The sequence below is a fragment of the Winogradskyella vidalii genome, from assembly GCF_013403955.1.
GTDB lineage: Bacteria > Bacteroidota > Bacteroidia > Flavobacteriales > Flavobacteriaceae > Winogradskyella > Winogradskyella vidalii.
Window position 1 is genome coordinate 373,391 of record NZ_JABFDG010000001.1, and the last position, 23,240, is coordinate 396,630.

At 34.9% G+C, this 23,240-nt stretch carries 21 protein-coding genes; 2 read left to right on the forward strand and 19 right to left on the reverse strand.

Features of this window, described 5'->3' with window-relative positions; translation table 11 throughout:
- Positions 1–51 precede the first annotated feature (51 nt).
- The 5 genes from HM982_RS01460 to HM982_RS01480 form a co-directional block, all read right to left on the reverse strand.
- Positions 52–1,476, reverse strand: coding sequence for a mannosyltransferase (locus HM982_RS01460; protein ID WP_179351345.1), 1,425 nt, complete (start codon positions 1,474–1,476; stop codon positions 52–54).
- Complete coding sequence (locus HM982_RS01465; RefSeq protein ID WP_179351346.1) at positions 1,473–2,963, reverse strand: cellulose synthase family protein; 1,491 nt, start codon at positions 2,961–2,963, stop codon at positions 1,473–1,475. Before HM982_RS01465 ends, HM982_RS01460 begins: the two co-directional genes overlap by 4 nt.
- Positions 2,960–3,652: a glycosyltransferase family 2 protein gene (locus HM982_RS01470; protein WP_179351347.1), complete on the reverse strand. Its 693-nt coding sequence runs from the start codon at positions 3,650–3,652 to the stop codon at positions 2,960–2,962. The genes HM982_RS01465 and HM982_RS01470 overlap by 4 nt, the downstream gene beginning before the upstream one ends.
- Positions 3,653–3,849: 197 nt before the next feature.
- The gene (locus HM982_RS01475) at positions 3,850–5,439 is read right to left on the reverse strand and encodes a 4Fe-4S binding protein (protein ID WP_179351348.1); all 1,590 of its coding nucleotides are present in this window, start codon (positions 5,437–5,439) and stop codon (positions 3,850–3,852) included.
- A 5-nt stretch (positions 5,440–5,444) separates the two neighbouring features.
- Positions 5,445–6,749, reverse strand: coding sequence for an NAD(P)/FAD-dependent oxidoreductase (locus tag HM982_RS01480; protein WP_179351349.1), 1,305 nt, complete (start codon positions 6,747–6,749; stop codon positions 5,445–5,447).
- A gap of 95 nt (positions 6,750–6,844) precedes the next feature.
- Here HM982_RS01480 and HM982_RS01485 point away from each other — a divergent pair, with 95 nt between their 5' ends.
- A complete protein-coding gene (locus HM982_RS01485; RefSeq protein WP_179351350.1) occupies positions 6,845–7,852 on the forward strand; it encodes a glycoside hydrolase family 113 in 1,008 nt (335 codons plus the stop codon).
- Positions 7,853–7,854: 2 nt separating this feature from the next.
- A complete protein-coding gene (locus HM982_RS01490) occupies positions 7,855–8,586 on the forward strand; it encodes a metallophosphoesterase family protein (protein WP_179351351.1) in 732 nt (243 codons plus the stop codon).
- A gap of 123 nt (positions 8,587–8,709) precedes the next feature.
- Here HM982_RS01490 and HM982_RS01495 read toward each other — a convergent pair whose 3' ends face one another.
- The 14 genes from HM982_RS01495 to HM982_RS01560 form a co-directional block, all read right to left on the reverse strand.
- Complete coding sequence (locus tag HM982_RS01495) at positions 8,710–9,573, reverse strand: TIGR04283 family arsenosugar biosynthesis glycosyltransferase (RefSeq protein WP_179351352.1); 864 nt, start codon at positions 9,571–9,573, stop codon at positions 8,710–8,712.
- 33 nt (positions 9,574–9,606) lie between these two features.
- Positions 9,607–10,395 carry a DUF547 domain-containing protein gene (locus HM982_RS01500; RefSeq protein ID WP_179351353.1) on the reverse strand — a complete coding sequence of 263 codons (789 nt, stop codon included), beginning with the start codon at positions 10,393–10,395 and terminating at the stop codon, positions 9,607–9,609.
- 12 nt (positions 10,396–10,407) lie between these two features.
- A complete protein-coding gene (locus tag HM982_RS01505; RefSeq protein WP_179351354.1) occupies positions 10,408–11,310 on the reverse strand; it encodes a sterol desaturase family protein in 903 nt (300 codons plus the stop codon).
- Positions 11,311–11,467: 157 nt separating this feature from the next.
- A complete protein-coding gene (locus HM982_RS01510; RefSeq protein ID WP_179351355.1) occupies positions 11,468–12,280 on the reverse strand; it encodes a purine-nucleoside phosphorylase in 813 nt (270 codons plus the stop codon).
- A complete protein-coding gene (locus HM982_RS01515; protein ID WP_179351356.1) occupies positions 12,273–12,902 on the reverse strand; it encodes a TIGR04282 family arsenosugar biosynthesis glycosyltransferase in 630 nt (209 codons plus the stop codon). Before HM982_RS01515 ends, HM982_RS01510 begins: the two co-directional genes overlap by 8 nt.
- Positions 12,895–13,389, reverse strand: a complete 495-nt coding sequence (locus HM982_RS01520) for a rhodanese-like domain-containing protein (protein WP_179351357.1) — start codon at positions 13,387–13,389, stop codon at positions 12,895–12,897. Before HM982_RS01520 ends, HM982_RS01515 begins: the two co-directional genes overlap by 8 nt.
- 30 nt (positions 13,390–13,419) lie before the next feature.
- Entirely contained in the window at positions 13,420–14,247 is an 828-nt protein-coding gene (locus HM982_RS01525) for a metallophosphoesterase family protein (protein ID WP_179351358.1), read from the reverse strand.
- A complete protein-coding gene (locus HM982_RS01530; RefSeq protein ID WP_179351359.1) occupies positions 14,232–15,566 on the reverse strand; it encodes a sodium:solute symporter family transporter in 1,335 nt (444 codons plus the stop codon). Before HM982_RS01530 ends, HM982_RS01525 begins: the two co-directional genes overlap by 16 nt.
- Positions 15,567–15,572: 6 nt before the next feature.
- Entirely contained in the window at positions 15,573–17,015 is a 1,443-nt protein-coding gene (locus tag HM982_RS01535; protein ID WP_179351360.1) for a SusD/RagB family nutrient-binding outer membrane lipoprotein, read from the reverse strand.
- 82 nt (positions 17,016–17,097) lie between these two features.
- Complete coding sequence (locus HM982_RS01540; RefSeq protein ID WP_179351361.1) at positions 17,098–20,292, reverse strand: SusC/RagA family TonB-linked outer membrane protein; 3,195 nt, start codon at positions 20,290–20,292, stop codon at positions 17,098–17,100.
- An 88-nt stretch (positions 20,293–20,380) separates the two neighbouring features.
- The gene (locus HM982_RS01545) at positions 20,381–21,061 is read right to left on the reverse strand and encodes a TIGR04282 family arsenosugar biosynthesis glycosyltransferase (RefSeq protein WP_179351362.1); all 681 of its coding nucleotides are present in this window, start codon (positions 21,059–21,061) and stop codon (positions 20,381–20,383) included.
- 79 nt (positions 21,062–21,140) lie between these two features.
- Entirely contained in the window at positions 21,141–22,202 is a 1,062-nt protein-coding gene (gene arsS / locus HM982_RS01550; RefSeq protein ID WP_179351363.1) for an arsenosugar biosynthesis radical SAM (seleno)protein ArsS, read from the reverse strand.
- 81 nt (positions 22,203–22,283) lie between these two features.
- Positions 22,284–22,619, reverse strand: a complete 336-nt coding sequence (locus tag HM982_RS01555; RefSeq protein WP_179351364.1) for an arsenosugar biosynthesis-associated peroxidase-like protein — start codon at positions 22,617–22,619, stop codon at positions 22,284–22,286.
- 90 nt (positions 22,620–22,709) lie between these two features.
- A complete protein-coding gene (locus tag HM982_RS01560; RefSeq protein WP_179351365.1) occupies positions 22,710–23,183 on the reverse strand; it encodes a nucleoside deaminase in 474 nt (157 codons plus the stop codon).
- Positions 23,184–23,240 lie beyond the last annotated feature (57 nt).

Here is a 23,240-nt window from a genome sequence, read left to right on the forward strand (position 1 = left end):
TAATTAATTAGAAAGCTAAATAAAGATAATTTTTATAGAATATATAGACTGCTAGGAAACTGGCAGTCTTTTTTTTAGGATCACTTCCCAAATAAACACAGAAAATACAATAAGGTATTCTACTCCAATAATCCATAGGTTTTCTGAATTAGCCGCGTTAGAATAAGCTAAATAACTCAGAATAATTGCCAATGACCAAATTAGTGGGAATTTGTAATTAGTAAACACGCAAAAAATAACAAGTGTTGCAATGTACCAAGGATGAACTGTTGTGCTTAGAAACAAATAACATGTGAATGCTAATAGCATGGAACCAATTAATTGCGGTAACGTGTTGTTATTTCTAAATAATGAGAAGCTTAGAATGATGATTACGGAAATTAAAGGTAGTATTTTACCAATAATTGCAATTTCATTATAGCCTGTTATACTATAGCCAATAGCTCTTAAGAGATAATAAATACTGGCATTAAACTCAAAATTTCCAAACCAAAGTCCCACCGTTTTTGAATAATTAGTTACAAATTCCATAGAAAAGAACGGGAGGAAGAGTAGGGTAGTTGTTATACCAATTATAGTATAAAACCTAATTAATTTTAATAGGTCAATGCGAGGAACATGTGATGTGGTAATCTTTTCGTTATTAACAGATGCCTTCACTTTGTTTGTAAGGAGGTTTCTATTTTTTCTAAACCAACCAAAAAACAAAGGCAACAACATTAATGGAATTAATTTTACAGAAATAGAACAAGCTAAAACAAGAGCTGCCGATTTCCACTTACCTGAATGTAGTAAATACAAGGACCAGACAAGAAAGAAAATCATGACCCCTTCAAAGTGAAGATTTCCTGTTAATTCTATAATGATAAACGGATTTAGAATGTACCAAAAAATTCTTTTTGAATCTAGGTTTAAACGTTCTAAAAGTTTTTCTCCAAAGTATACAGTACCAAGGTCGGCAGCAATAATGAGTAATCGCATTACAATAACAGAACCTAAAATACTGTGGCGAGAAAATAAAGCGGCAATACTAAATAAAAACTGATTGATTGGAGGGTAATTGGTAAAATGTGAAGCGCTTAAGGGGCCCATACCATCATATAGTTCTTGTGCTTGTGGAACAGGAAATCTGCCACTTTCAATAAAAGAATCTGGAGTGTATAGATAAGGATTAAAACCTTCTAGAATCATACGACCATCCCAAATAAACCGGTAAAAATCTTGCGATAGGTTGGGGGTTGCAAAAAGAAATAATAGTCTAAAAATAATAGAAAAAACCACTAAAAGTTTAAAGCCTGAAGTGTTATTACCAGAAGCATTAATGATTTTATAGACTAAAGCAAATAATAAAATGTAAGATAAAAGGAGTTGGTAGGTATCGGTTCTTTCAATAGCGTAGGCAAACCATACATATAAAACACAGCTAACAATAAAAAATAGAAATGGAACTTTGTGATATTTCCAAAGCGTAATCACACCTTAGAACTTAAAGACTTAAAGAATACATAACCAAAGCCAATAAAAAGCATTAAGTGAAATGGAAATAATCCAAAATCACCACCTTGATCGCCCACTACAAATGCACTGTACATTCCAAATGCAAAATAAAGCATCAATATACCTTCAATAACCACGTGTGGTGATAATTTTTTTCTGAGGTATTTATTGCCTTTCCAAGAATCTCTAATGGTGCTAATATTAAATTTAGGTGTTCTTACAAATTCACTTCGTTTACCAATATGACCTTCAATTACAGCAATAGAATTATGAAGTGAAAAGCCCATAGCTATGGAGAAAAAGGTAAAGAACATACCAATGTAGCCAAAGAATTTTTTAAAACCACTACCGTAAATACTACGGTACATAAACCAATAACAGATAAAGAAAATAATAGTACTCATTACAAAGAAACTCATCACGTAGAAGTAGTTTCTTAGGTGGGCGTATTCGTTCTTTATATACAACATCGGAATACTTAAAATAGCGACAGTAAATATGCTTAAAAACATAGTACTATTCAGTAGGTGAAGTAAACCGTGTACTTTTGTTTTAGTAGAAATGTTATCCGATTTTACAACGCGCCAAAGCATTTTTCGGAAGTTCTCAGCACCACCTTTATTCCAACGGAATTGTTGAGAGCGTGCAGCACTAATAACAACAGGTAATTCAGCAGGAGTTTCAACATCCTCCAAATACTTAAATTCCCAATTTTTTAATTGTGCTCTATAACTTAAATCTAAATCTTCGGTAAGGGTGTCGCCTTCCCAATTTCCAGCATCTAGAATACAGGCTTTTCTCCAAACCCCTGCAGTGCCGTTAAAATTGATAAAGTGCCCTTTGCTATTTCTTCCAACTTGCTCTAAAGTAAAATGTGCATCTAAAGCAAATGCTTGTATTTTGGTAAGTAATGAATAATTTCTGTTGATATGGCCCCAACGTGTTTGAACTACACCAATTTTTTCATTTTTAAAATAAGGGATTGTACGTTTTAACCAATTAGGTTGTGGTAAAAAATCAGCATCAAAAATGACAATAAATTCACCTTTAGCAACTTTTAAGCCTTCTTTAAGTGCACCTGCTTTAAATCCGCTTCGGTCAACTCTAGTGATGTGTTTAATATCTAATCCTGTTTTGTGAAGCTGGTCGATATGTGCTTTAGTTGTAGCAATAGTTTCATCTGTAGAATCATCTAAAACCTGAATTTCTAACTTGCCTTTAGGATACTCTAAAAGCGCAATGTTATCCAACAAGCGCTCCATAACGTACATTTCGTTATAAACTGGTAATTGAATGGTAACTATTGGTATTTCTTCAGGATTTGTGAAATCAAATTTCTCACAATTTTGCCTTTTCTTTTTGGAAGACAAATAGTTGTAAAGAAGATTTAGTTGTGCCAATGCGTACATAAAAATAAGTACGATGGCAATGGTGTAAATGACAATAATTATTGATTCGAGAATCATTTCTTAAAACTATATTTAAAAATCCAACCTAAGATTTTTATGCCTGCAAATATAGCACCTTTTATGGTTCCTGAAACTTTTGAGACACCTATTCTGTTTCTATAATTAACATCTATTTCTCTATAGCTTAACCGCTGTCTCAAAACTTTTAGTTGCATCTCTACAGTCCAACCATAAGTTTTGTCTTCCATGTTTAAGCCCAAAAGTTTATCGTATTTAATGGCTCTAAAAGGCCCTAAATCTGTAAATGTGGATTTAAACAGTAGTCGCATTAGGCTTGTAGCTAGCCAATTACCAAATATTTGAGGGCTTGTCATAGAACCGTCTTCACGTAGTTCTTTAGTCCGTGCGCCAACTACAAAATCAATGTTATCTTCAATAATAGGTTGCACGATTTTAGTTAACTCTTCAGGATAATCACTGTAATCCCCGTCTAAAAAAACAATAATATCCGTTTTGTTTTTTTGTTTAGAAATATAATTCATGCCTTTTAAACAAGCATAACCATACCCTTTTTGCTTTTCAACTAGAACGGTGGCGCCTGCATTTTTAGCATTGATTTCAGTTTGATCGGTTGAATTGTTACTAACAACAATAATTTCATCAACGATTGAAGGAATAGCTTTTATAACCAAGGGAATAGATGCTTCTTCGTTATAAGCAGGAATAATAACTTTTATATTGGGCATTTAGTGCTTTTGAAAGTGCGAAAATACGATTTTGAAAGCGTAAATGTTTACTATTTACGGCAACTTTTTAAGTGCGCTCTATCTGAAAGTACATAACGAAATTCATGCTTTTCTATAATATTCAACTAATTGCTGAAATGATAACCGTTTTTATACTTTTTAGAGTCTGAAACTGAAACTGAAACTGAGACCAATCCCTATTTCTGATTCACGAAATCCATTAAATCCACATCATTTCCTAATAGCACATCATTAGAATTAATACGTCCTTTCATACCATCATTTTCTAATTTTAATACTCCTCTAGGACAAACTGCTGAACATATACCACAGCCCACACAACTAGAACGTACTATGTTTTCGCCTTTTTGGGCATAAGCTCTTACATCAATACCCATTTCGCAATAGGTAGAACAATTACCACAGGAAATACATTGTCCGCCGTTGGTCGTAATTCTGAATTTTGAGAACAAACGTTGCTGAAATCCTAGGATAGCAGCCATAGGACAACCAAAACGACACCAAGAACGGTTTCCTAAAATGGGATAAAATCCTGTGCCTATAACTCCAGAAAAAATGGAGCCAATATAAATACCATATGCAGCTCTTAATGCTCCGGCTTTAATATAAAAAAGGTGATCGGTAGTACTTGTAAAATGCATTATTAATAAAAATGCAATTACAGTAAAGAAGCTAATGGCACCATACTTTGCATCTTTTGCTAATTCTTTGCGTTTAAAAATCATTGTAGCAGCAAATACTAAGGATAATAAACCAATAACCAAACTGATAAAAACACCGCGAGTGAGCCAAAAATCATTTTTATCGTAACCTAAATAGGTATATACAACGGCTGTTGTCATAACTACAGAAAACACAAGTACCACATGGATTAACCAACGTTCTATTTTCCAGGCGTACATTTTTTTAGATGATAATTGTCTAAAAGAGTCGCCAGCTGTTTCTGCTAAGCCTCCACATCCACAAACCCAAGAGCAATACCAACGTTTACCGTATTTGTACGTTAATATAGGTGTAATAACAAAAATAGAAAGTATTCCAAAGATGAGTAGGGCCAAGCCTATATTTCCACTAGATAAAAACCCTTTTACAGACCATTCATCAAAAATGTAGTAGTTAAGCGGCCATATACTTTTTAAATCATAGTATGGTAAATCGTTATTCATCACATACATAAATTCAGGAATCAAAAAGGCAAAACCTAGTTGAAAAAACATAACAGAAACCGTACGTAGTTGTTGGTAGCGATTATGTCTATATTTTAAAATGAACTTATATCCAAAGGCTAAAATCGCTACAGTATATAAGGTGCCGTAAACAAACCATTGACTCGCATTTCTCCCGCTTAATAGTTGACTTAGAGGGTCAAACAAACTAATTAATCCAGTGTTTGCTTCACCATCAGTACCTAGGCCTAAATATTTAGGAAAGAAGTAAAGTACAATGTAAAATGTTGTTAGAATAACACCAACAATCCAACCCCAAACTCCACGTGATGAAATGGATTTAAACCATACACCATCATTTTTTATGCCTTCTAATTTGTTTAAGTAAAACGCTCGAGAATACACAACGATACCACCAATGATTAGGCCTATGGAAAGTGTTAAAAAAGCAGCTTTATTAGGAAAATTGGTGTTGAAAAGCGCTAGGACTAGTATAAATAATCCGATAACACCTACGGCAAGCGCTACTTTTTGTTTATTTGAAATATCTAAGGCATCGGGTTTAGCCAATGACATACTGTGGTTTAATTTATTGCTCATTTTTGTTATGCCGTTTGTAATTGATTAGTGTAGGTTTGTAAAATATCGTTTTCAAATTTTGAATAAAACTCAGGGTCAAAATTAGCTTCAGAGAGATGATGCATAACGTAATCCACATCGCGTTTTTCGGTGAGCCATCGGTCAAAAACTTTGTGACGCATTCTAATTCCAAACGTATTAATGCCTAAGAATTCGTTTGTGTCTTTATGATAGGCAACCGTAATACATTTAGTGTCATCCTTATGTTTCCAATGAAAATGAGTTTCATAATCTGGTCGTCCGCGTTCGCCAAATACCCAACCATAAGTTTGATATTCAATATCTAAAAATTTAGCCGAATTAAACCAATGCCCTGGGTTGTATGCCATCTTGTTTCCACAAATTGTCTGAGCTAAAACTTCGCCCATCATACGGCCTGTGTACCACACGGCTTCAATAGGTCGTCGGTTTCCTATGGCTTCATGTTGTTCGGCACAGTCACCAATAGCATAAACATCTGGAATGTTAGTTTCTAAAAAACGATTTACTTTAACACCACGACCTAATTCAATTTTAGAAGTTTTTAAAAAGTCGATATTCGGAGTTACTCCTGCGGTTAAGCCAACCACATTACAATCAAGTTCTTCGCCAGTTTCTTCAATGATTACAGATTTTACATTACCATTTTCATCCGACTTTATTTCTTTTAGGTTAGTAGACAGTCGTAAATCGATATGATGACTTTTAATATGTCTGTTAATCATTTCACTTTCACCTTCAGGCAACACACCATTCCAAAAGCTCGATTCTCTCACTAAAAATGTCACCGGAATGTTTCGGCTGTTTAGCATTTCAGCAAACTCAATACCTATTAAACCTCCACCAACAATAACAGCACGTTTGCAAACGGTATTATTTGGTGCATGTTTTTCAAGGTTGTCTAAATCTTGTTTATGGTACATGCCCATAACGCCGTTTAAATCTTGTCCTGGCCAACCAAATTTATTAGGTTTACTGCCTGTGGCAATTACTAATTTATCATATTTTAAGCTATCTCCTTCAGCAAAATGAAGAGTTTTCGTTTCTGTTTCAACTTGTTTTACGTAGCCTTTTTTAAGTTCAATTCTGTTTTTTTTCCAAAACCAATTTTCGTAAGGTTGCGTATGTTCAAACTTCATATGTCCCATGTAGATGTACATTAATGCGGTACGAGAGAAGAAATAATCGGTTTCGGCAGAGACGATAGTTATTTTTTTGTCGGATAACTTTCTGATGTGTCTCGCGAGTGTAACTCCAGAAATACCGTTGCCAATAATTACAATATGTTCCATTTAGTAAGGGTTGTTAGTGCGCTATAAGTCGAAGCTTTTGTTAAAACCTTAAACACTTAGGCGATTTTCTTTAAATTTAGGCATAATTTTAAAGTATGCGCTACATTATTTACGGTCTTTTGGTTTTTATATTTGCGGGTTGTGCGGCGATTCCGCATCAATATTCTAAAATTAACGGCGTTAGTTTTGTTGCTTCTAGAGGTGTTGTAGATGCCTCACATGTTAAACCTGTCGTTGCGGTAAATGCCAATGCTGCTGCGGTAATGCCATTTGGTTTTATAAGAGATGTAAGTCATCCTGAAATTAGTTACAACACCAAACGACAATGGTTTGGGGAAACCCGGTCTGGAGCAGGGCAATATATTGAGGCCCTTCATAGGGAAGGTATAAATGTAATGGTAAAACCGCAATTATGGATTTCTCATGGTGAATTTACCGGGTTTTTAAAAGCAACCTCAGAAGCCGATTGGCAATTATTAGAAACGTCATATACCGATTTTATTATTGAGTATGCAGAAATGGCCGAAACGTATAATGTTGAAGTATTTTGTATAGGCACGGAGCTAGAAGCCTTTATAAAAAACAGACCCAACTACTGGCATCAACTCATTAAGGATATAAGAATGGTCTATACTGGTAAATTAACCTACGCTGCGAATTGGGATGAATTTTGGACGACGCCCTTTTGGGAGGAACTAGATTATGTGGGCATTGATGCTTATTTTCCAGTGAGTGCTATGCAAACACCAACCATTGAAGATTGTATAAAGGGTTGGGAAAAGCACAAAATAGGTTTACGTGATTTTTCTAAAAAATTAAATAAACCAATTTTATTCACCGAGTTTGGTTACAGAAGTGTCGATTATACCGGGAAAGAACCTTGGCGTTACGATCGTTCTATGACTTCAGTTAATCTTGAAGCACAAAATAATGCTACACAGGCTTTGTTTGATGCCGTTTGGAAAGAGGAGTGGTTTGCTGGTGGTTATTTATGGAAATGGTTTATCAATCATGATGAAGTTGGTGGTTTAGAGGATAATCAGTTTACACCACAAAATAAGCCTGTGGAAAATATAATTAAAAACTTTTATAAATTAAACTAACTATGCGAACTCTGGTAATTGGCGATATTCATGGCGGCTTAAAAGGCTTAATTGAACTATTAGAAATAGCTAAAGTAAATTCTGATGATCATTTGGTTTTTCTTGGCGATTATGTGGATGGCTGGAGCGAATCGGCTCAGGTAATTCAATATTTAATAGAACTTTCAAAAACAAACGCTTGTGTATTTATTAAAGGAAATCACGATGTTTGGTGCGAACAATGGTTAGCATCTGGAGTCGATAACGATGTGTGGTTAGATCATGGCGGCGCTGGTACTATTGAAAGTTATTCTGGATTTTCTAAAGATGAAAAAGCAGCACATCTCGATTTTTTTGAGGCGATGCCTTTATTTCATATTGATGATAACAAGCGTTTGTTTGTACATGCGGGTTTTACATCGATGCATGGTGCTGAAAAAGAAATTGATGTTAGAAATTTTTATTTTGACCGAACCCTTTGGGAAATGGCCTTAACTATGGATAAACGGATTAAAAAAGATTCTGAAATTTATCCCAATCGTTTAAAGCATTATTCTGAAATTTATATTGGTCATACCCCAACCATTAATTATCATAAAACGAAACCTATGCAAGCCATGAATGTTTGGAATATAGATACAGGCGCAGCATTTACAGGTCCGGTATCTGCGGTAGATATTGATACAAAAGACGTGTATCAAAGTGATAAGCTTATGGATTTATATCCTAATGAAAAAGGTAGAAATAAGAAATAGTTAAATGTAAAAGGTGTTTCAGTTAAACGAGTGCTCTTTGTTGATTTTCCTGATTTGTGTGAAATAATTAAGTTCTTAAAAGTACCTCTATACCTGCAAGGCTTCAAAACCTTACAAGATAATTTAACAGACATTCTTGTTGTAATAAGCCAATAAATCATCTGCAGAAGCACCAAACCATTTTTTTAAATGAATTGTAAAAAAGTAATATTGCACCTTCCAGACACCGTGTTTCCTATACATGCGAGCTGAGGTTTTTAGTTTTTTATTGATAACAACAAATTCTTTACGAGTATAGAGTTCGTTAATTAAAATATTGTCTTCATAGATGGTGTAATTTTCATTATAACCACCAATAGTATCAAAAAGCGTTCGGGTAATAAACTGACTTTGGTCACCGCCTCTAGAAACGCGCCACGAAAATTGCGTAAACCAACTCGCCAGTTGTAACCACCAATGGTTGCTATCAAACTGCAATCTAAAACAACCTGCTTGGTTGCCTTTGTTGACTTCATTTATAATTAGTTGGTCAAAATGTTTTGGTGGAAAAGAATCGGCATGAAGAAAATATAAAATAGCGCCCTTGGCATGCATTGCGCCTCGATTCATTTGTTTTGCTCTGCCTTTTGACGAATTAATCAAAATAATTTTTGGTTGATTCACTGATTCTATTGCGAAAGCTTTCGGAGTTGTTTCAGAATCTTTTACGGCGTTATCTAGTTCGTCAGTTTGAGTAAAATTCCGTTTTTGGAATTTTGTATCGAGAACATCTTTATTAGCTTCTCGATACAATTCTTCAAGTTGTTCAGAATCACTCGAAGTGACGAAATTGCTAACAATGTCCATAGTACCATCCGTACTGCCGCCATCAACCAAAATAATTTCAGTAACAGTAATATTATTCGCATCAGAATGCTCAAGAAGATGCGTTAATAAAGCTTCAATACCATCAGCTTCGTTTAAAACAGGAATGATTATACTTATCATATTATGATATACGGAAATAATAAGAAAAGAGTTTTAATCATTCAAATCCCAATTATAATCCGAGTAACTTTTCTTAGCCGATTCTGAAATGGTAACATCTGAATATTGATTTAGAAAATCAATTAAACTTCCATTTTGCTCAAAATCTTTTTTAAACCATTTAAATATTTTTGAAATTTTTATGCCGTCTTTTGAAAGTTCGTTTTTAGTTGAATCCGCTAAAAATTCTTTTGTGGCTTTGGTTAATTGTGCGTCTAATTTTGAAGCTATAAAAGCTTCATTTTGCAATTTCGGACACGATACAGACGCACAAACAATAGCGAAATGTATTCTAGGTTCATCCATGTTTCTGAGAATTTTATGCTCAATATCGTTAAGATTTTGCCAAGTATCACCCAATTTCCAAAGCCGTTGATTCCAAGGATCTTTGATGTCTTTAATGCTTTTTGTTGGGTAATTTCTAAGGATTAAATCTACGGTAAGCGCGTTATAAGCATTTATCCAATAGGCTAGTTTTTCATTTTTAGACCATGTGTCGTCAGGTTGTGTATCACTTAAATAGTCAATATAAATATCAAATTCAGTCTTGTCATTTTTAATGGCTTTATAATCTACATTCCCATCATCTGATACATGGTTTTGTAAAATCGTATGCCATCGCTTGTGCATTAATTCTTTAAAATTTGCAGACTTTTTCGGTGGTTTTGGTGGAAGCGGAATTTTAGCTTCAATCTCATGGTCTTGATTTGTAATGGGCTTTTGGAAACCGAAACACGACGATATAAATAGTAGCGTAATAATTAGTACTGATATATTTTTCATCTTAAATTGTTCTTATTGGTGAGATTTCCGTTTGCGTTGAAATGCAGGATATGCAGACTGACTCATAAAATCTTTAGGGAAGTTTTCATCATCTTCAAAACCGATTTCAATATCTCTGCCATCGTGTGGAATGTAATCGGTTTTAAATAAATAATCCCAAAGGCTTAAGGTGATTCCGAAATTCACACCAAAACGTTCGCCTTTCGGTAATTCTTTTACGTGATGCCAAATGTGCATTTTCGGATTGTTGAAAACGTATTTTAAAATGCCGTAATCCCAACCCAAATTGGCGTGGTTTAAATGGCCAATAGCAATATTGAAGAAATAGACGATGGCTACATCTTGCGCATCAAATCCACCAATTACAGCAAGCGGAACGTATAAAATAGTTTTATAAACAATAGGTTCCATCCAGTGATAGCGCAAGTGACCTGCAAACCCCATTTCTTTGATGCTGTGATGTACTTTGTGGAAATTCCACAGCCATTCAAAACGGTGTAAAAGCCGATGTGTATTCCATTGTACAAAATCCGACACGATAAAAAGGATAAATAAGCCTAACCATTTAGGTAATGTTTTCACATCAAAAAGTTGAAAACTTGAAAGTGATAAGCCAACAACTCCCAAAATATCATTGAATACTTCCGAAACCGTATTAGACAGCGCAATAAGTATAATGAGATTTAAAAGAAAGAAATTGAAGAACATATAAAAGGTATCTAACCAAAAATCTTTTCTAAAAAGCGCTTGCTCTTTTCGCCATGGAAAGGCAATTTCTAAAATCCAGACTAAAACAGATATTAGAATAAGACCATAGAAGAAATTGTCCCAATGGTTAAGGTCAATGAGCTCATATTTTAAATAATTCCAGTAACTGGAATAGGATTTTGTGAATATGTCTAGGTATTTTTCCATGTAACTTCCTGCGAAAGCAGGAATCTCATTTTTAATCCTGCAAGGTTTCAAAAACCTTGTAGGTATTGATTCTTTATTTTATTAGACCTACAAGGTTTTTGAAACCTTGCAGGTCTTCCTCAAAGGCCTTGTAGGATTATCCGTGTTAAGCCAACTTTTAAAGCGTCTTTATCAACTCCTTAAACAACGTAATCATATGTGGCTCCGCCTTACCTGCCATAGCAATAATTTCAGAAATATCAACAGGTTTTAAGTCATCAGGATTACATTCATCCGTTAAAACAGAAACGGCAGCAGCTTTTAAATTTAAATGATTAGCCACAATAATTTCGGGTACTGTACTCATACCAACGGCATCTGCACCAATCGTTTTTAGCATGCGGTATTCTGCTCGTGTTTCAAGCTGAGGACCAACAACAGACGCATAAACACCCTTATGTAATGTGATGTTATGGTCTTTAGCAATATTCTCAAATTTCGAATTGATGTCTGCATCATAAGGTGCGCTCATATCTGCAAAGCGCTCGCCTAATTCTGAAACGCCTTTAAATGCTAATGGCGAACCACCTTGAAGATTAATATGGTCGTCAATAAGCATTAATTCGCCTTTTTTATAATCGAGATTAATAGCTCCAGAAGCATTAGAAACCAATAAGGTTTTGATGCCTAACTTCTCCATAATCCGCACAGGAAATGTGACGTCTTGAAGTGTATAACCTTCGTAAATGTGAAAACGACCTTGCATTACAACCACCTTTTTACCTTCAAGCATTCCATAAATCAGTTTGCCCTTATGAAATTCTACTGTAGCCGTTGGGAAGTTAGGAATGTGATTGTAACTGGCTTCTGCAATGATGTCTAATTCATCAATCAACTGGCCTAATCCTGTTCCTAAAATGATGCCGATTTCAGGGGTTTCAAAACCTTTGCTTTGTAAATATTCGGTACTTTCTGTTATCTGATTAATCATTGAGTTGCTGTATTTTTTCTTGTAATTTTAAATTCGATTTATAAAAGTCTGAAGCAATTAAATCTTCATATGTATCAATATCATTCAACGTGTCTAAGATACCAACTGAAATTTGATTATTGTGTAACTCTTGTAACGTTTCTGTTAACAAATGGGGTTGACTCCAGGGTTTGTTTGTGAAAATTGAAGTTTCAAGTTGCGACATGCCAACCAAATAATAACCACCATCTTCTGCAGGTCCAAAAACAACTTCATTTTGATCTAAAGCTTTTAATCCATTCAGAATGTGTGAAGCATCAATATCTGGTAAATCAGAACCAATCAAAACAATTTTTTTGTAACCCGCTTCAAAACCGTCTTTAAAAGCAATGGACATACGTTCGCCTAAATCGGCGCCTTCTTGAACAGTTTTAAAATCATGTTCCCATTGTGAATCCACTATAGTATTAGAAAAATAAATGCGTTTGTCTATGTCTAAAGCTTCAGTGGCGTTCTCTGTAATCTTAACCAATTCGGTATATACTTCAAAGGCACCAAAGTCGCCAATAGTTTTAGCGAGACGTGTTTTTACGGTTCCTAATTTTATATTTTTTACAAATACAATTACAAGTGTATCAGTCATATATTTTGTTTCCTTTTAAAAGCCATTGGCTCCATTCTTTTGAAAATGCATGTACATTTTCAGTGGGTTTATTTTCAATATCGTAAACCGTGAAATCTTTGTTCTTCCATTCAAAAATACCACCAAATAAATTATAGACATTGGTGTAGCCTACTTTTTCGAGTTGTTCTGCGATATCTTCAGAGCGAATTCCTAAGGAACAATAAACGACTATTGTAGTCGATTTATCAGTTATGCTCGTGGTAATGTTTTCAATATTAAACTTATCATAACCAACATGAATAGCGTCTTTGAGATGACTCGTTTCATATTCAATGAGCTCTCTTGAATCTAACAAAATAGCGTCTGTTTTTGGCATGGCTAATTCTTGCACAGAGATATACGGAATGCTTTCTTTATTATATGTTTTTAGCAAATTTTCAATCGTTTCTTGGCCATTTAACAAAAAGCTAAAGAGTAAAAATGATAATGTAAAGATTTTATGCATGCCTTTTTAGTGCTATTAATTAAGGTAACCTTACAATTCTATAGGTTGTCCTTGCTGTTTTTTTTCAGTCTCAGGTAAAATTTCCATATTGTCCCAAAGACCAGAAACGATTGTTTTGGCATAAGATTCTGGAAGTAATCCATTTAACATAAGTTGATTTGCTAGTGTATGATTGTAGTCTAACTTACGAAAATTCACCTGTAAGGGTTTTACTGAATCATCTAAAATAGCATACCAAACATTCGGTTTTCCGTCGTTGGCAGGCATGCCAATCACACCAGGATTTACCCAGAGTTTAGCATCGTTCTTATCTTCAAAAGGCAAGCCACAATGTCCAGCAATAATGATGTTGCTTTCTGTAGCTTCAAAATTAGATTGTTTAGTAGCCCAAGCTGTCGATTTAAAAACAAATTCTGAAATATTAAAATAAGAACCATGAACGACAGTCACCTTCTGATTCCCAATGGTGAATTTAATATGGTCTGGAATCGTTTCAAGATAGTTAAGTGAATCTTTAGAGAGTTTACTCTTCGCATAAGGATACCATTGTTGTGAAAAACCATCGCATCGCGACCCTTCTCTAAAATCACAACCGCAATCGTCTTCATCATCACGTAATTGTATTTCAACATTACCAACAATGCTTCTGGTATTCCAGTTTTTGAAGGTCTGAATGGTTTCTTCGGGTTGCGCGCAATAACCAATAATATCGCCAGTGCAGATACAGTTTTCAGGCGGAATGCCTTCAGATTCTGCCACAGCAATTAGTGCTTCAAGGGCTTGAAGGTTGCTGTAAACACCACCAAAGAGTAGTACTTTACCTGATAATTTTCCTATGTCAATTATGTTTTTATCCATTTCGGTATGAAATATAAAATATTACAACTTAAAATTCCCCAAATATTAACCCAAAGTAAATCGGCATACTTGCCTTCTGTAAAAATTAGGGCTTCTGGGAATACCTCAAAAACGAGTAAAAATCCAAATACGAGTCCTGTAATCACACTAAGATAAAAACTCAATTTTGGAACTTTAATATTCCAGAATAAAAAAACCGGTGTTAAACCAATAACCATCGTTCCTGATATGGTGGTTGCTGATAAAATTTCGGCTTCGAGAAAAACAGGTAGTGTGCCCAAAATCGCTATGGCAGCCATAGATGCTCTTCCAAAAGTTAAATCGTTAACCATGCCTAAATCAATCGCTAATAATTTTGAAAAGGACGAAAATGTTGAGTCTAGTGTGGATGCTGCCGAGGTTATCATAATAAAATTAATGACTAATAAAATAACCACACCAAAGGCTTTGCCAACTTCTACGGCGGCTTGACCTTTAAAACCTTGGGTTTGCGCATAGACACCAATGACGCTAAATAGTATAATGCAAATAGCACCTAATAAACTCGCCCATAAAAAACTTTTTCGGGTGACTTTAGGTGAACTGATAAAGGCTCTATCGGTTAAAACCGGATCGTGAAATGGATAACTAAAGGATTGGATAATGGCTGCAAAAAACAAATTTAAGCCCAATTCAAAACTCCAAGTTCCAGAAGTGACGACATCAGTAACGCTAAAAGTGTCTATTGAAAAGATATTCCATAGAATTACCATCAGTAGAATACTAAATAAAACCATCTGAATCACATCAGTAAAAATAGAACTACTCAAACCGCCTTTTATCGCATAAGCTAATGTCAATATGGTGAAAATTATTATGGCTTTGTAGTAGTTAGAACTTCCTGTTTCGCCAAAATAACTACCAATAACCATGGTATTACTCCAGACTTCATTAAACAATCGGATGGCAATTAATATAGAAAATAAAGCCATGGCTCCTTTTCCGAATTTGGTGGTTAAAAATTGATGAATACTTTTAAATCCGCCAACAACGCGCATTTTGTAAATTAGTAAACCAGCGATAGCAAACGATACATAATATCCAGCATAAGCAACGCCTCCAACAATACCAAAGCTTAAACCTAAATTGGCTGCATTGGTAATGCTCTTGGCAAAAATCCAAGAAATGATAAGGCTTCCGGTAAGCACTAAAGCGTTTGGTGCTTTCTTTTTATGAACCGCCTTAAAAAATTCGTCTGTAGTTTTTGCTAATGGCGATAATATAAAGAGTAGTAAACTCGATGCAATTATCAATGTCCATTGCCAGTTAATTATATCCATATGCATTTATTCGTTCCACCAAACTGGCACGTTTATACTATTGTTGTCGGTTGCGTTGGCTGCAACACTGTAATTTTCAAAATTTAAAGCGGCTTCTTCTGCAGGATAAGGCATTCTTATCGGAATTAAATCGTTGTTTAAACTTGCGGAAATAGTTTGTAATTCAGGGAAGCCTGTTCTTCTGTATTCTATCCAGCCTTCGTAACCATTAATAACATTGGCTATCCATTTTTGCGTTAAGATTTGTTCTATTGGGTTTGACCCAAAAGCATTATAAGCTGCAGGACCAGAAAGGTAATCTGTAGGTAGTTCCGTGTGCCAATACTCAAACGCTAACGTAACTCCAGCGGTGTATAGCGTTTGTGCATCTGCATTGATAAAACCTTTGGCAGCCGCTTCGGCTAAGGCGAATTGTACTTCCCAAGCTGTGATAAAATTAGCATCTAAAGTTGAAGTATCTTCTCTGAAAGCTGTGCTTGCTAAAGAATAATCTGCTAAAGCAATAGAGGTAGAGGATGCATCAATACCGTTTAGCAAACCATTAAATTCATTAGTATTTGAATTTGAAAACGGACGAAATAAACTTGAAAGTCTCGTGTCATTCAAGCCAATCAAAATATCTTCCATTGTTTCGGATAAGACAAAATTGTTGAAATCACCAATGCGTAATTGTGCCAATCTAAAACTGTTTGGGTCTGTATTTGTAAAATTGAAAATGGCATTCTCACTGTTGGAAGTGATATAGTTGCCTTCATCAAAAAGCGTTTGTAAATCACTAGAAACATCTACTTTATCTGAAATACGAACCAAATGTTTAATTTTTAAAGCATTCGCAAATTTTATCCAAGCGTTTAAATTGCCATCAAATAAAATATCGCCTTCCAATGGAATCACATCAGTATAGGCTTCAATAGCCGCAATACCTTTATCTAAATTATCTAATATACCGTTTTCATTAAGATAGATATCTTCTTGTGAATCGTATGATGGTGTTACGGTGCCTTCGACACCATTGAACGCTTCAAAATAGGGAACGTCTCCAAATAAATCAGTTAAACCAGCAGCCATATAGGCTTTTAAAATTAATGCAGGACCTTCGTAAACAGAAAAGGTTTCTGTTGTTCTAGCTTGATTTAGGATAATTTCATTATCTCTCAAATTGGTATAAAAAATAGGCCAAGGATTACCTCCTAATTGTGGTGATTTTAAAGCATGTCTATCAAATAAATTGAAATCTAAAGCGGTTCTATGTTGTGCTAATAAATCACCAGCAACAAAGCCTTCGTAACTCATGTTTTCTCCAAAATCGTAAATAACCTGTCTTAGCAACAAACTCGGTTGGACTGAACTTGGTTGGTTTGGATTGGTATTGATGTCTTCAAAATCTTTGGTACAACTCATTGTTGTTGCAATAAATAGAACCGAAAGTATATATGTGAAATTTTTCATTTAAAATTTTATTTTCATTCCCTTGTAAAAGGGAACTTTATTCTTTTATTTTCTCTTCTTGAGATTCTCACTTTCGTGAGAACTAGAAGTTAAATCCGGCTTTAAAACCAATACTTCGTGTTGTAGCATAACTCATGTCTTCAACACCACTTACAAATCCATTGCCTTGAACGGCTAATTGTTCTGGGTCGAAATGCGGATTTTCGGTTATGGCAAATAAGTTGTTTCCAACTAAGGAAAGACTAATGTCAGCACCTTCTTTCAAACCTAAAAATCCATCTTTTATATCAAAAGTATAGCCAATAGCGAATTGGCGTAGCTTCAAAAAGGAAGCGTCATAAACATTATTTTCTTCGTGATTTCTATCATAAAATTGTCGGTAATAACTTTCTGAAGTAATCGCAACGGTATTTGCTTGTCCAGTATTTACATTGACACCTTGTGCAACAATTCCGGCATCTGGTCGGTAACTCGTTTCTGCTAGTTGACCACCAACATTTCCTAAGGCACGTGTTCTAGAAACGATTTCGCCTCCTTGTCGCCAATCGAATAAAAAGCTCATATTCCAATTTTTATAATTGAAATTGTTACTCCATCCTAATGTGAAATCTGGATTATAATTTCCTAATTTCTTTAAGTTGTCATCGGCAATGTAGTTACCATTATCATCAATTAAAAATTTACCATTTTCATTTTTTAGATAACCAGTTCCATAGAAATCTCCAACACGTCCACCTTCTTCCACCTGAAACCAAACCGTTTGGTTGGCGCTATCATAAATCCTGCTGTAAGCAAGTGTTAACCTTCCGTCCGACTGTGGTAAGTTTTTAATAACAGAGCGATTAGTGGCGAAGTTAAACGTGCTATTCCAATTGAAGTTATCCGTTTGAATTGGTGTAATTCCTAAAACTATTTCCACACCTTGTGTATTTACGTTGCCACCATTAACGACTTGTTGACTGTAGCCCGAAGAAATGGCAACTGGTAATGAAATAATCTGGTCTTTTGTATTGGCATTGTAATACGTAAAATCGAATCGTAGTCTATTATCTAAAAATCGTAAATCTGTACCAAACTCATAAGAGGTAGTACTTTCTGGTTTTAAATTGGCATTGGGAATAAAATCTTGGTCGCTAAACGTAGGTTCGCTATTGTATGGTGTTTGTGATACAAAAGCACCAGAAGTTTGGTAAGCACTTGTGTCGTTTCCAACTTGTGCCACACTCGCTCTCAGTTTTGCAAACGATACAGCATTTGGTAATTCTACAACATTAGATAAAATAAAACTTGAAGAGATAGAAGGGTAGAAAAACGAAGTGCCATCTACCGAAAAACGTGTGGCTAATGCACTAGACCAATCATTCCGTCCTGTAATATCTAAGAATAAAAAGTCTTTATAACCCAGTTTTGTAATACCGTAAAATGAGTTGATACGCTTTTCACTTTCAAATTGAAAGACTTCAATAGGTGAAGCTGCATTGTTTAAATTGTAAATTCCAGGTTGTGCCAAACTAACCGTTTGCGATTGTTTAGTGGTTGCGATTTGGTTCAATCTATTCCCACCTAAAAAAACATCCACAGAAATATTATTAAACTGATTTTTATAGTTGATTAAAAAATCGGTATTCACTTCTCTAAACATTACGTCGTGCTCTGCATAAGCACCATTACTAAAACGATTACTGCTGTAGGCTCTTCGTAATTGTCGAGTTTCGGTGCTGTAATCCATTCCTGTTCTAAGAGAAACACTTAAATTTTTAGTTAGGTCTTGAGTAATAGAAATGTTACCAAAAATTCGGTCGCGATTAAAGGAATTGGTGTTCTCATTTAAAATGAAATATGGATTATCAAAAAAGGTATAGTTAAAAGAATATTGTTGTGTACCTTCTAAACCTGGTTGCCAATAAGTTTTTAGATTTTGAATATTTAAAGAACGTGGTCCCCAAGCTACCAAAGAATAATTGGCATTTTCACTTCCATAACCATTAGCAGGTCTATTGTCACTATTCGAATTTATATAACTGAAAGATGAATTGATTTCGGTATTGTCACTTGGTTGAAAGTTTAATTTAGCAGAAATAGTTTGGCGGTCTAAATTAACACCAGGAATAATAGATTCACTTCTCAAATCGGTGAACGATAATCGGTAATTTCCAGAATCGAACCCATTAGAAATTGAAATATTATTAATAGTTGTAACGCCAGTTTCATAAAAATCTTTCAAGTTATTTGGATTCGATTTAAAAGGTGTTGCCGTAATTGCTAAACCGTCATACAAAGAAGTATCGCCTCCACGAACAATAGAACCATTTGGTAATTGCACAGGACTATCAAATTGCGCAATCAACAAACCAGTATCTAAACGAGGCCCCCAAGAATAGGTGATATTATCATTGATGCCGCCTCCAAGACCATCACCATATTCAAACTGACCAGAATTACCTTGACCGTACGAATTTTGAAAATCGGGCAACCTAAAAGCAGTGTCCACAAAAAGCGAGGAATTAAAACTAATACCTAAACCTCTTTTGTTTTTTCCGTTTTTGGTTTCAATAACAATAACACCATTAGATGCTCTTGTGCCATATAATGCAGCAGCACTTGGTCCTTTTAAAACGGTTACAGAGCCAATATCATCAGCATTCACTTCCATACCACCATTTCCAAAATCAATTTCTTGAAATCCGGCTGCAGCTTCATTGGTGAAATTAAAAACCGTTTCGTTGTTAATCGGCACACCATCAACCACAAATAAAGGGTTGTTATTAGAAAAAGACGCTTCGCCTCTAATCGTAATTTTAGAAGAAGATCCAACGCCTGTGGCACCTTGTGTAACCGTTACTCCAGCTAATTTACCTTGTAAGTTGTCTAGGAAGTTTACTGTTTTTACTTCCGTTAATTTTTTAGAGGAAATGGCTTGCACAGCATAACCCAATTCTTTGGTGTCGCGTTCTAAACCTAATGCTGTAATTACGACTTCATCTAAAGCAGCAGAATCTTCTTGTAATTCAATATTGATAATTGTTTGATTTCCAACTTCAATAGTTTGTGATTTATAGCCCAAAGATGAGTAGGTGAGTTTATCTGTAGTTGAATTAACGACTATTGTGTAGGTGCCATCATCACTTGAGGTCGTTCCATTGCCGTTGCTAGATGAAATGTTTACAAAGGGCAAAGGTGTTTTAGAACTGGCTTCCGTAACTGTTCCGGTAATTGTAATTTGGGCATTACTGAAAAAGCAAAAGCATAACAGTAAGCATAGGTAAATGTGCTTCATATGTAGACCACAAGCATGGCTATTTTTTAAAATGTGAGATTATTTAGCTGAAAAAATCTTTAGGTATTAATGACATTAAAACCCAATTTTAAATATGAAGTAAGGCAGGTGAGCCTTTATTGTAGTGTTTGTTGAAAACGGTTCTACCTTGAAAAACAGAAGCGACTGTTGCAATTGTTTTTACTTTTTTTAGAATTTTTAAAAGCAATTTTCTAATATTGAAATCTAAAGATTTAAAACTCTTTAAGACCAATTCTATATCTGAAGTGTCATCAATATCAGTTAGCGTTTCTAAATAAGAAACACTTTCATTTTGCTGTTGTAATTCTTGATGTAAACAACGTCTTAATTTAGATGTTTGCCAAGGTAAATTTTGGATGTCTGTTTTACTGAAATGTGCTTTTTTAAAACCCATTAAATAGAAACCTCCATCGGTTGAAGGTCCTAAAACATAATCTAAATGTTCTAATTTATCTTTAGCTTTTAAAATAAGATGAGCCGTAAGGTTGGGAATGTCATTACCAAGTGTAATCACATTTTGAAACCCTTTATTAAAAACGGTTTCAATAGCGTTGGTAAAACGCTCGCCAAATGAATGTCCTTTTTGTGCTTTCTCAGAAATATGAAAATAAGGTAAACCGGCTTTTTTTACTGTTTTTACAGTATCAGAATCAAGCAAATTAAAAAAGTCCGCAGAAGCAACTGATTTTGACGTCAATTGTTTTTCTGCAGAATTTGCAAAGATTAATATGGCGGTTTTGTTATTCATATGTCATTCCTGCGAAGTCAGGAATCTTATAATTTTAGATTCTCTTATTTTCTAGATTCCTGCTTTCGCAGGAATTTATTTATGCAACAACCCCTTGACAACTACTTCCTGCGCCGGCAGTGCAACCATAGCAGTGTTGAGAAATAACGATGTTACGTCCTTCTAATAACTCTTCGTTAAAATCAGAAACATGTCTCGATTTACTATTTACAGGTAATTCTAGCATTTGGTTAAAATCACAATCAAATAAATAGCCGTCCCAACTAATAGAAATCGTGTTGGTACACATCACATTTTCTACAGCAGCCGGATTATAAGCTTCTACTAAAGAATACATGTAATCTTCGTAATTTTCTGAAGCGATTAAATAATCTAAGAATCGTGCGATAGGTAAATTCGTAATGGCAAATAGGTTATGAAATTCAATACCAAAATCTTCCATTAAGGCCTTTTTGAAATCCTTTTCCATAGCAGCTTGGTCACCTGGTAAAAAAGCGCCTGACGGATTGTACACTAAATCTAATTTTAAATCACTCCCTGGCATGCCGTAACCAACAGCATTCAATTCTTGCAACGCTTTAATCGATTTATCAAAAACACCATCACCACGTTGTTTATCCGTTTTTCCACGTGTCCAGTGTGGCATAGAACTTACCACATGTACATTGTGTTTTTTAAAGAATTCTGGCAAGTCATAATATTTTTTGTTGGCTCTAATAATGGTCAAGTTAGAACGCACAATGAAATCTTTAATGCCAGCTTTAGCAGCTTCTTCTACAAACCATCTAAAATCAGGATTCATTTCAGGTGCGCCACCAGTTAAATCTAGCGTGTGTGCGCCTGAGTTTTTTATCACCTCAAGACATTGTCTCATGGTATCTCTGGTCATTATTTCTTTTCGGTCCGGACCAGCATCTACGTGGCAATGGTCGCAAACTTGGTTACACATGTAGCCCACATTGATTTGTAGGATTTCTAATTTTTTAGCCTTAAGTGGAAATTGACTTGTTTCAGAAATTTTATCCTTGAAAGTTGGTAATTCACCACTTTTAAAGATACCATTTGAAAGTATTTCGAGTTGTCTATTACTTTGCGCTAAGTCGTTGCCTTGTTTTTTTAGTGATTTTGTTGCTGTCGCCATTAATCTATTTCGGGTTTTGAATGCTTGCTCATTAATTGAGTGCTGATTTTTCCCCTATGGGGAAATTAAAAGGGGCTTTTTTTACCCATCTAATTTGTTGACTTTATTCATCATTTGTACACCATGTACTAAAGTGGCACCGCTTTTTATGGCTGCACCAACATGTATGGCTTCCATCATTTGTTCTTTGGTAATCCCACGTTGAAGCGTATCTTTTGTGTAAGCGTCGATACAATAAGGACATTGTTCTGTATGTGCTACTGCTAAGGCGATTAGTGATTTTTCACGAGCAGTAAGGGCGCCTTCTTCAAAAACTTTTCCGTAATAGTCAAAGAATTTGTTTCCTAGTTCTTCACTCCATTCGGTTATTTTTCCAAATTTGCGTAAATCCGCAGCGTCGTAATATGGTTTTGACATAAAATTGTGTTTTGATTAAAAAAATCAATATACAATCTTATGTCGAAGTTGAATTGTAAAGATTACAGAATTTATAAAATTTGGGATAAATTAATATTCTGTTTTATCTACTTTTTTAGACCATTCCTGAAATGGTTCTAATGCAATTTCACGAGCGAGTTGCTCAAAGGGAATACTTCTTTTTTCGTAAGGTAATGGGATTTCTTTGTATATAAATTCATCATCAAAACCAATATTTGCGGCGTCTACTTGGTTACTTCCGTAGAAAACTTTATCTGGTCGCGCCCAATAAATAGCACCTAAACACATAGGGCAAGGTTCGCAAGAGGTATAAATTTCACAACCTTCTAATTGAAAAGAGTCGAGGTTTTTGCAAGCATCTCTGATTGCTGTGACTTCGGCATGGGCAGTAGGATCGTTGGTTGAGGTCACTTTGTTATTACCGCGACCTACAATTTTTCCGTCTTTTACGATAACGCAACCAAATGGACCGCCTTCGTTGTTATTCATGCCTTTTAAAGCAGCATTTACTGCTTCTTTCATGAATTGTTGTTTATCTGTCATATGATATGAAATGTCTTTTTTATTAAAATAAAGGTATTAAATTTTAAAGCGTTGAAT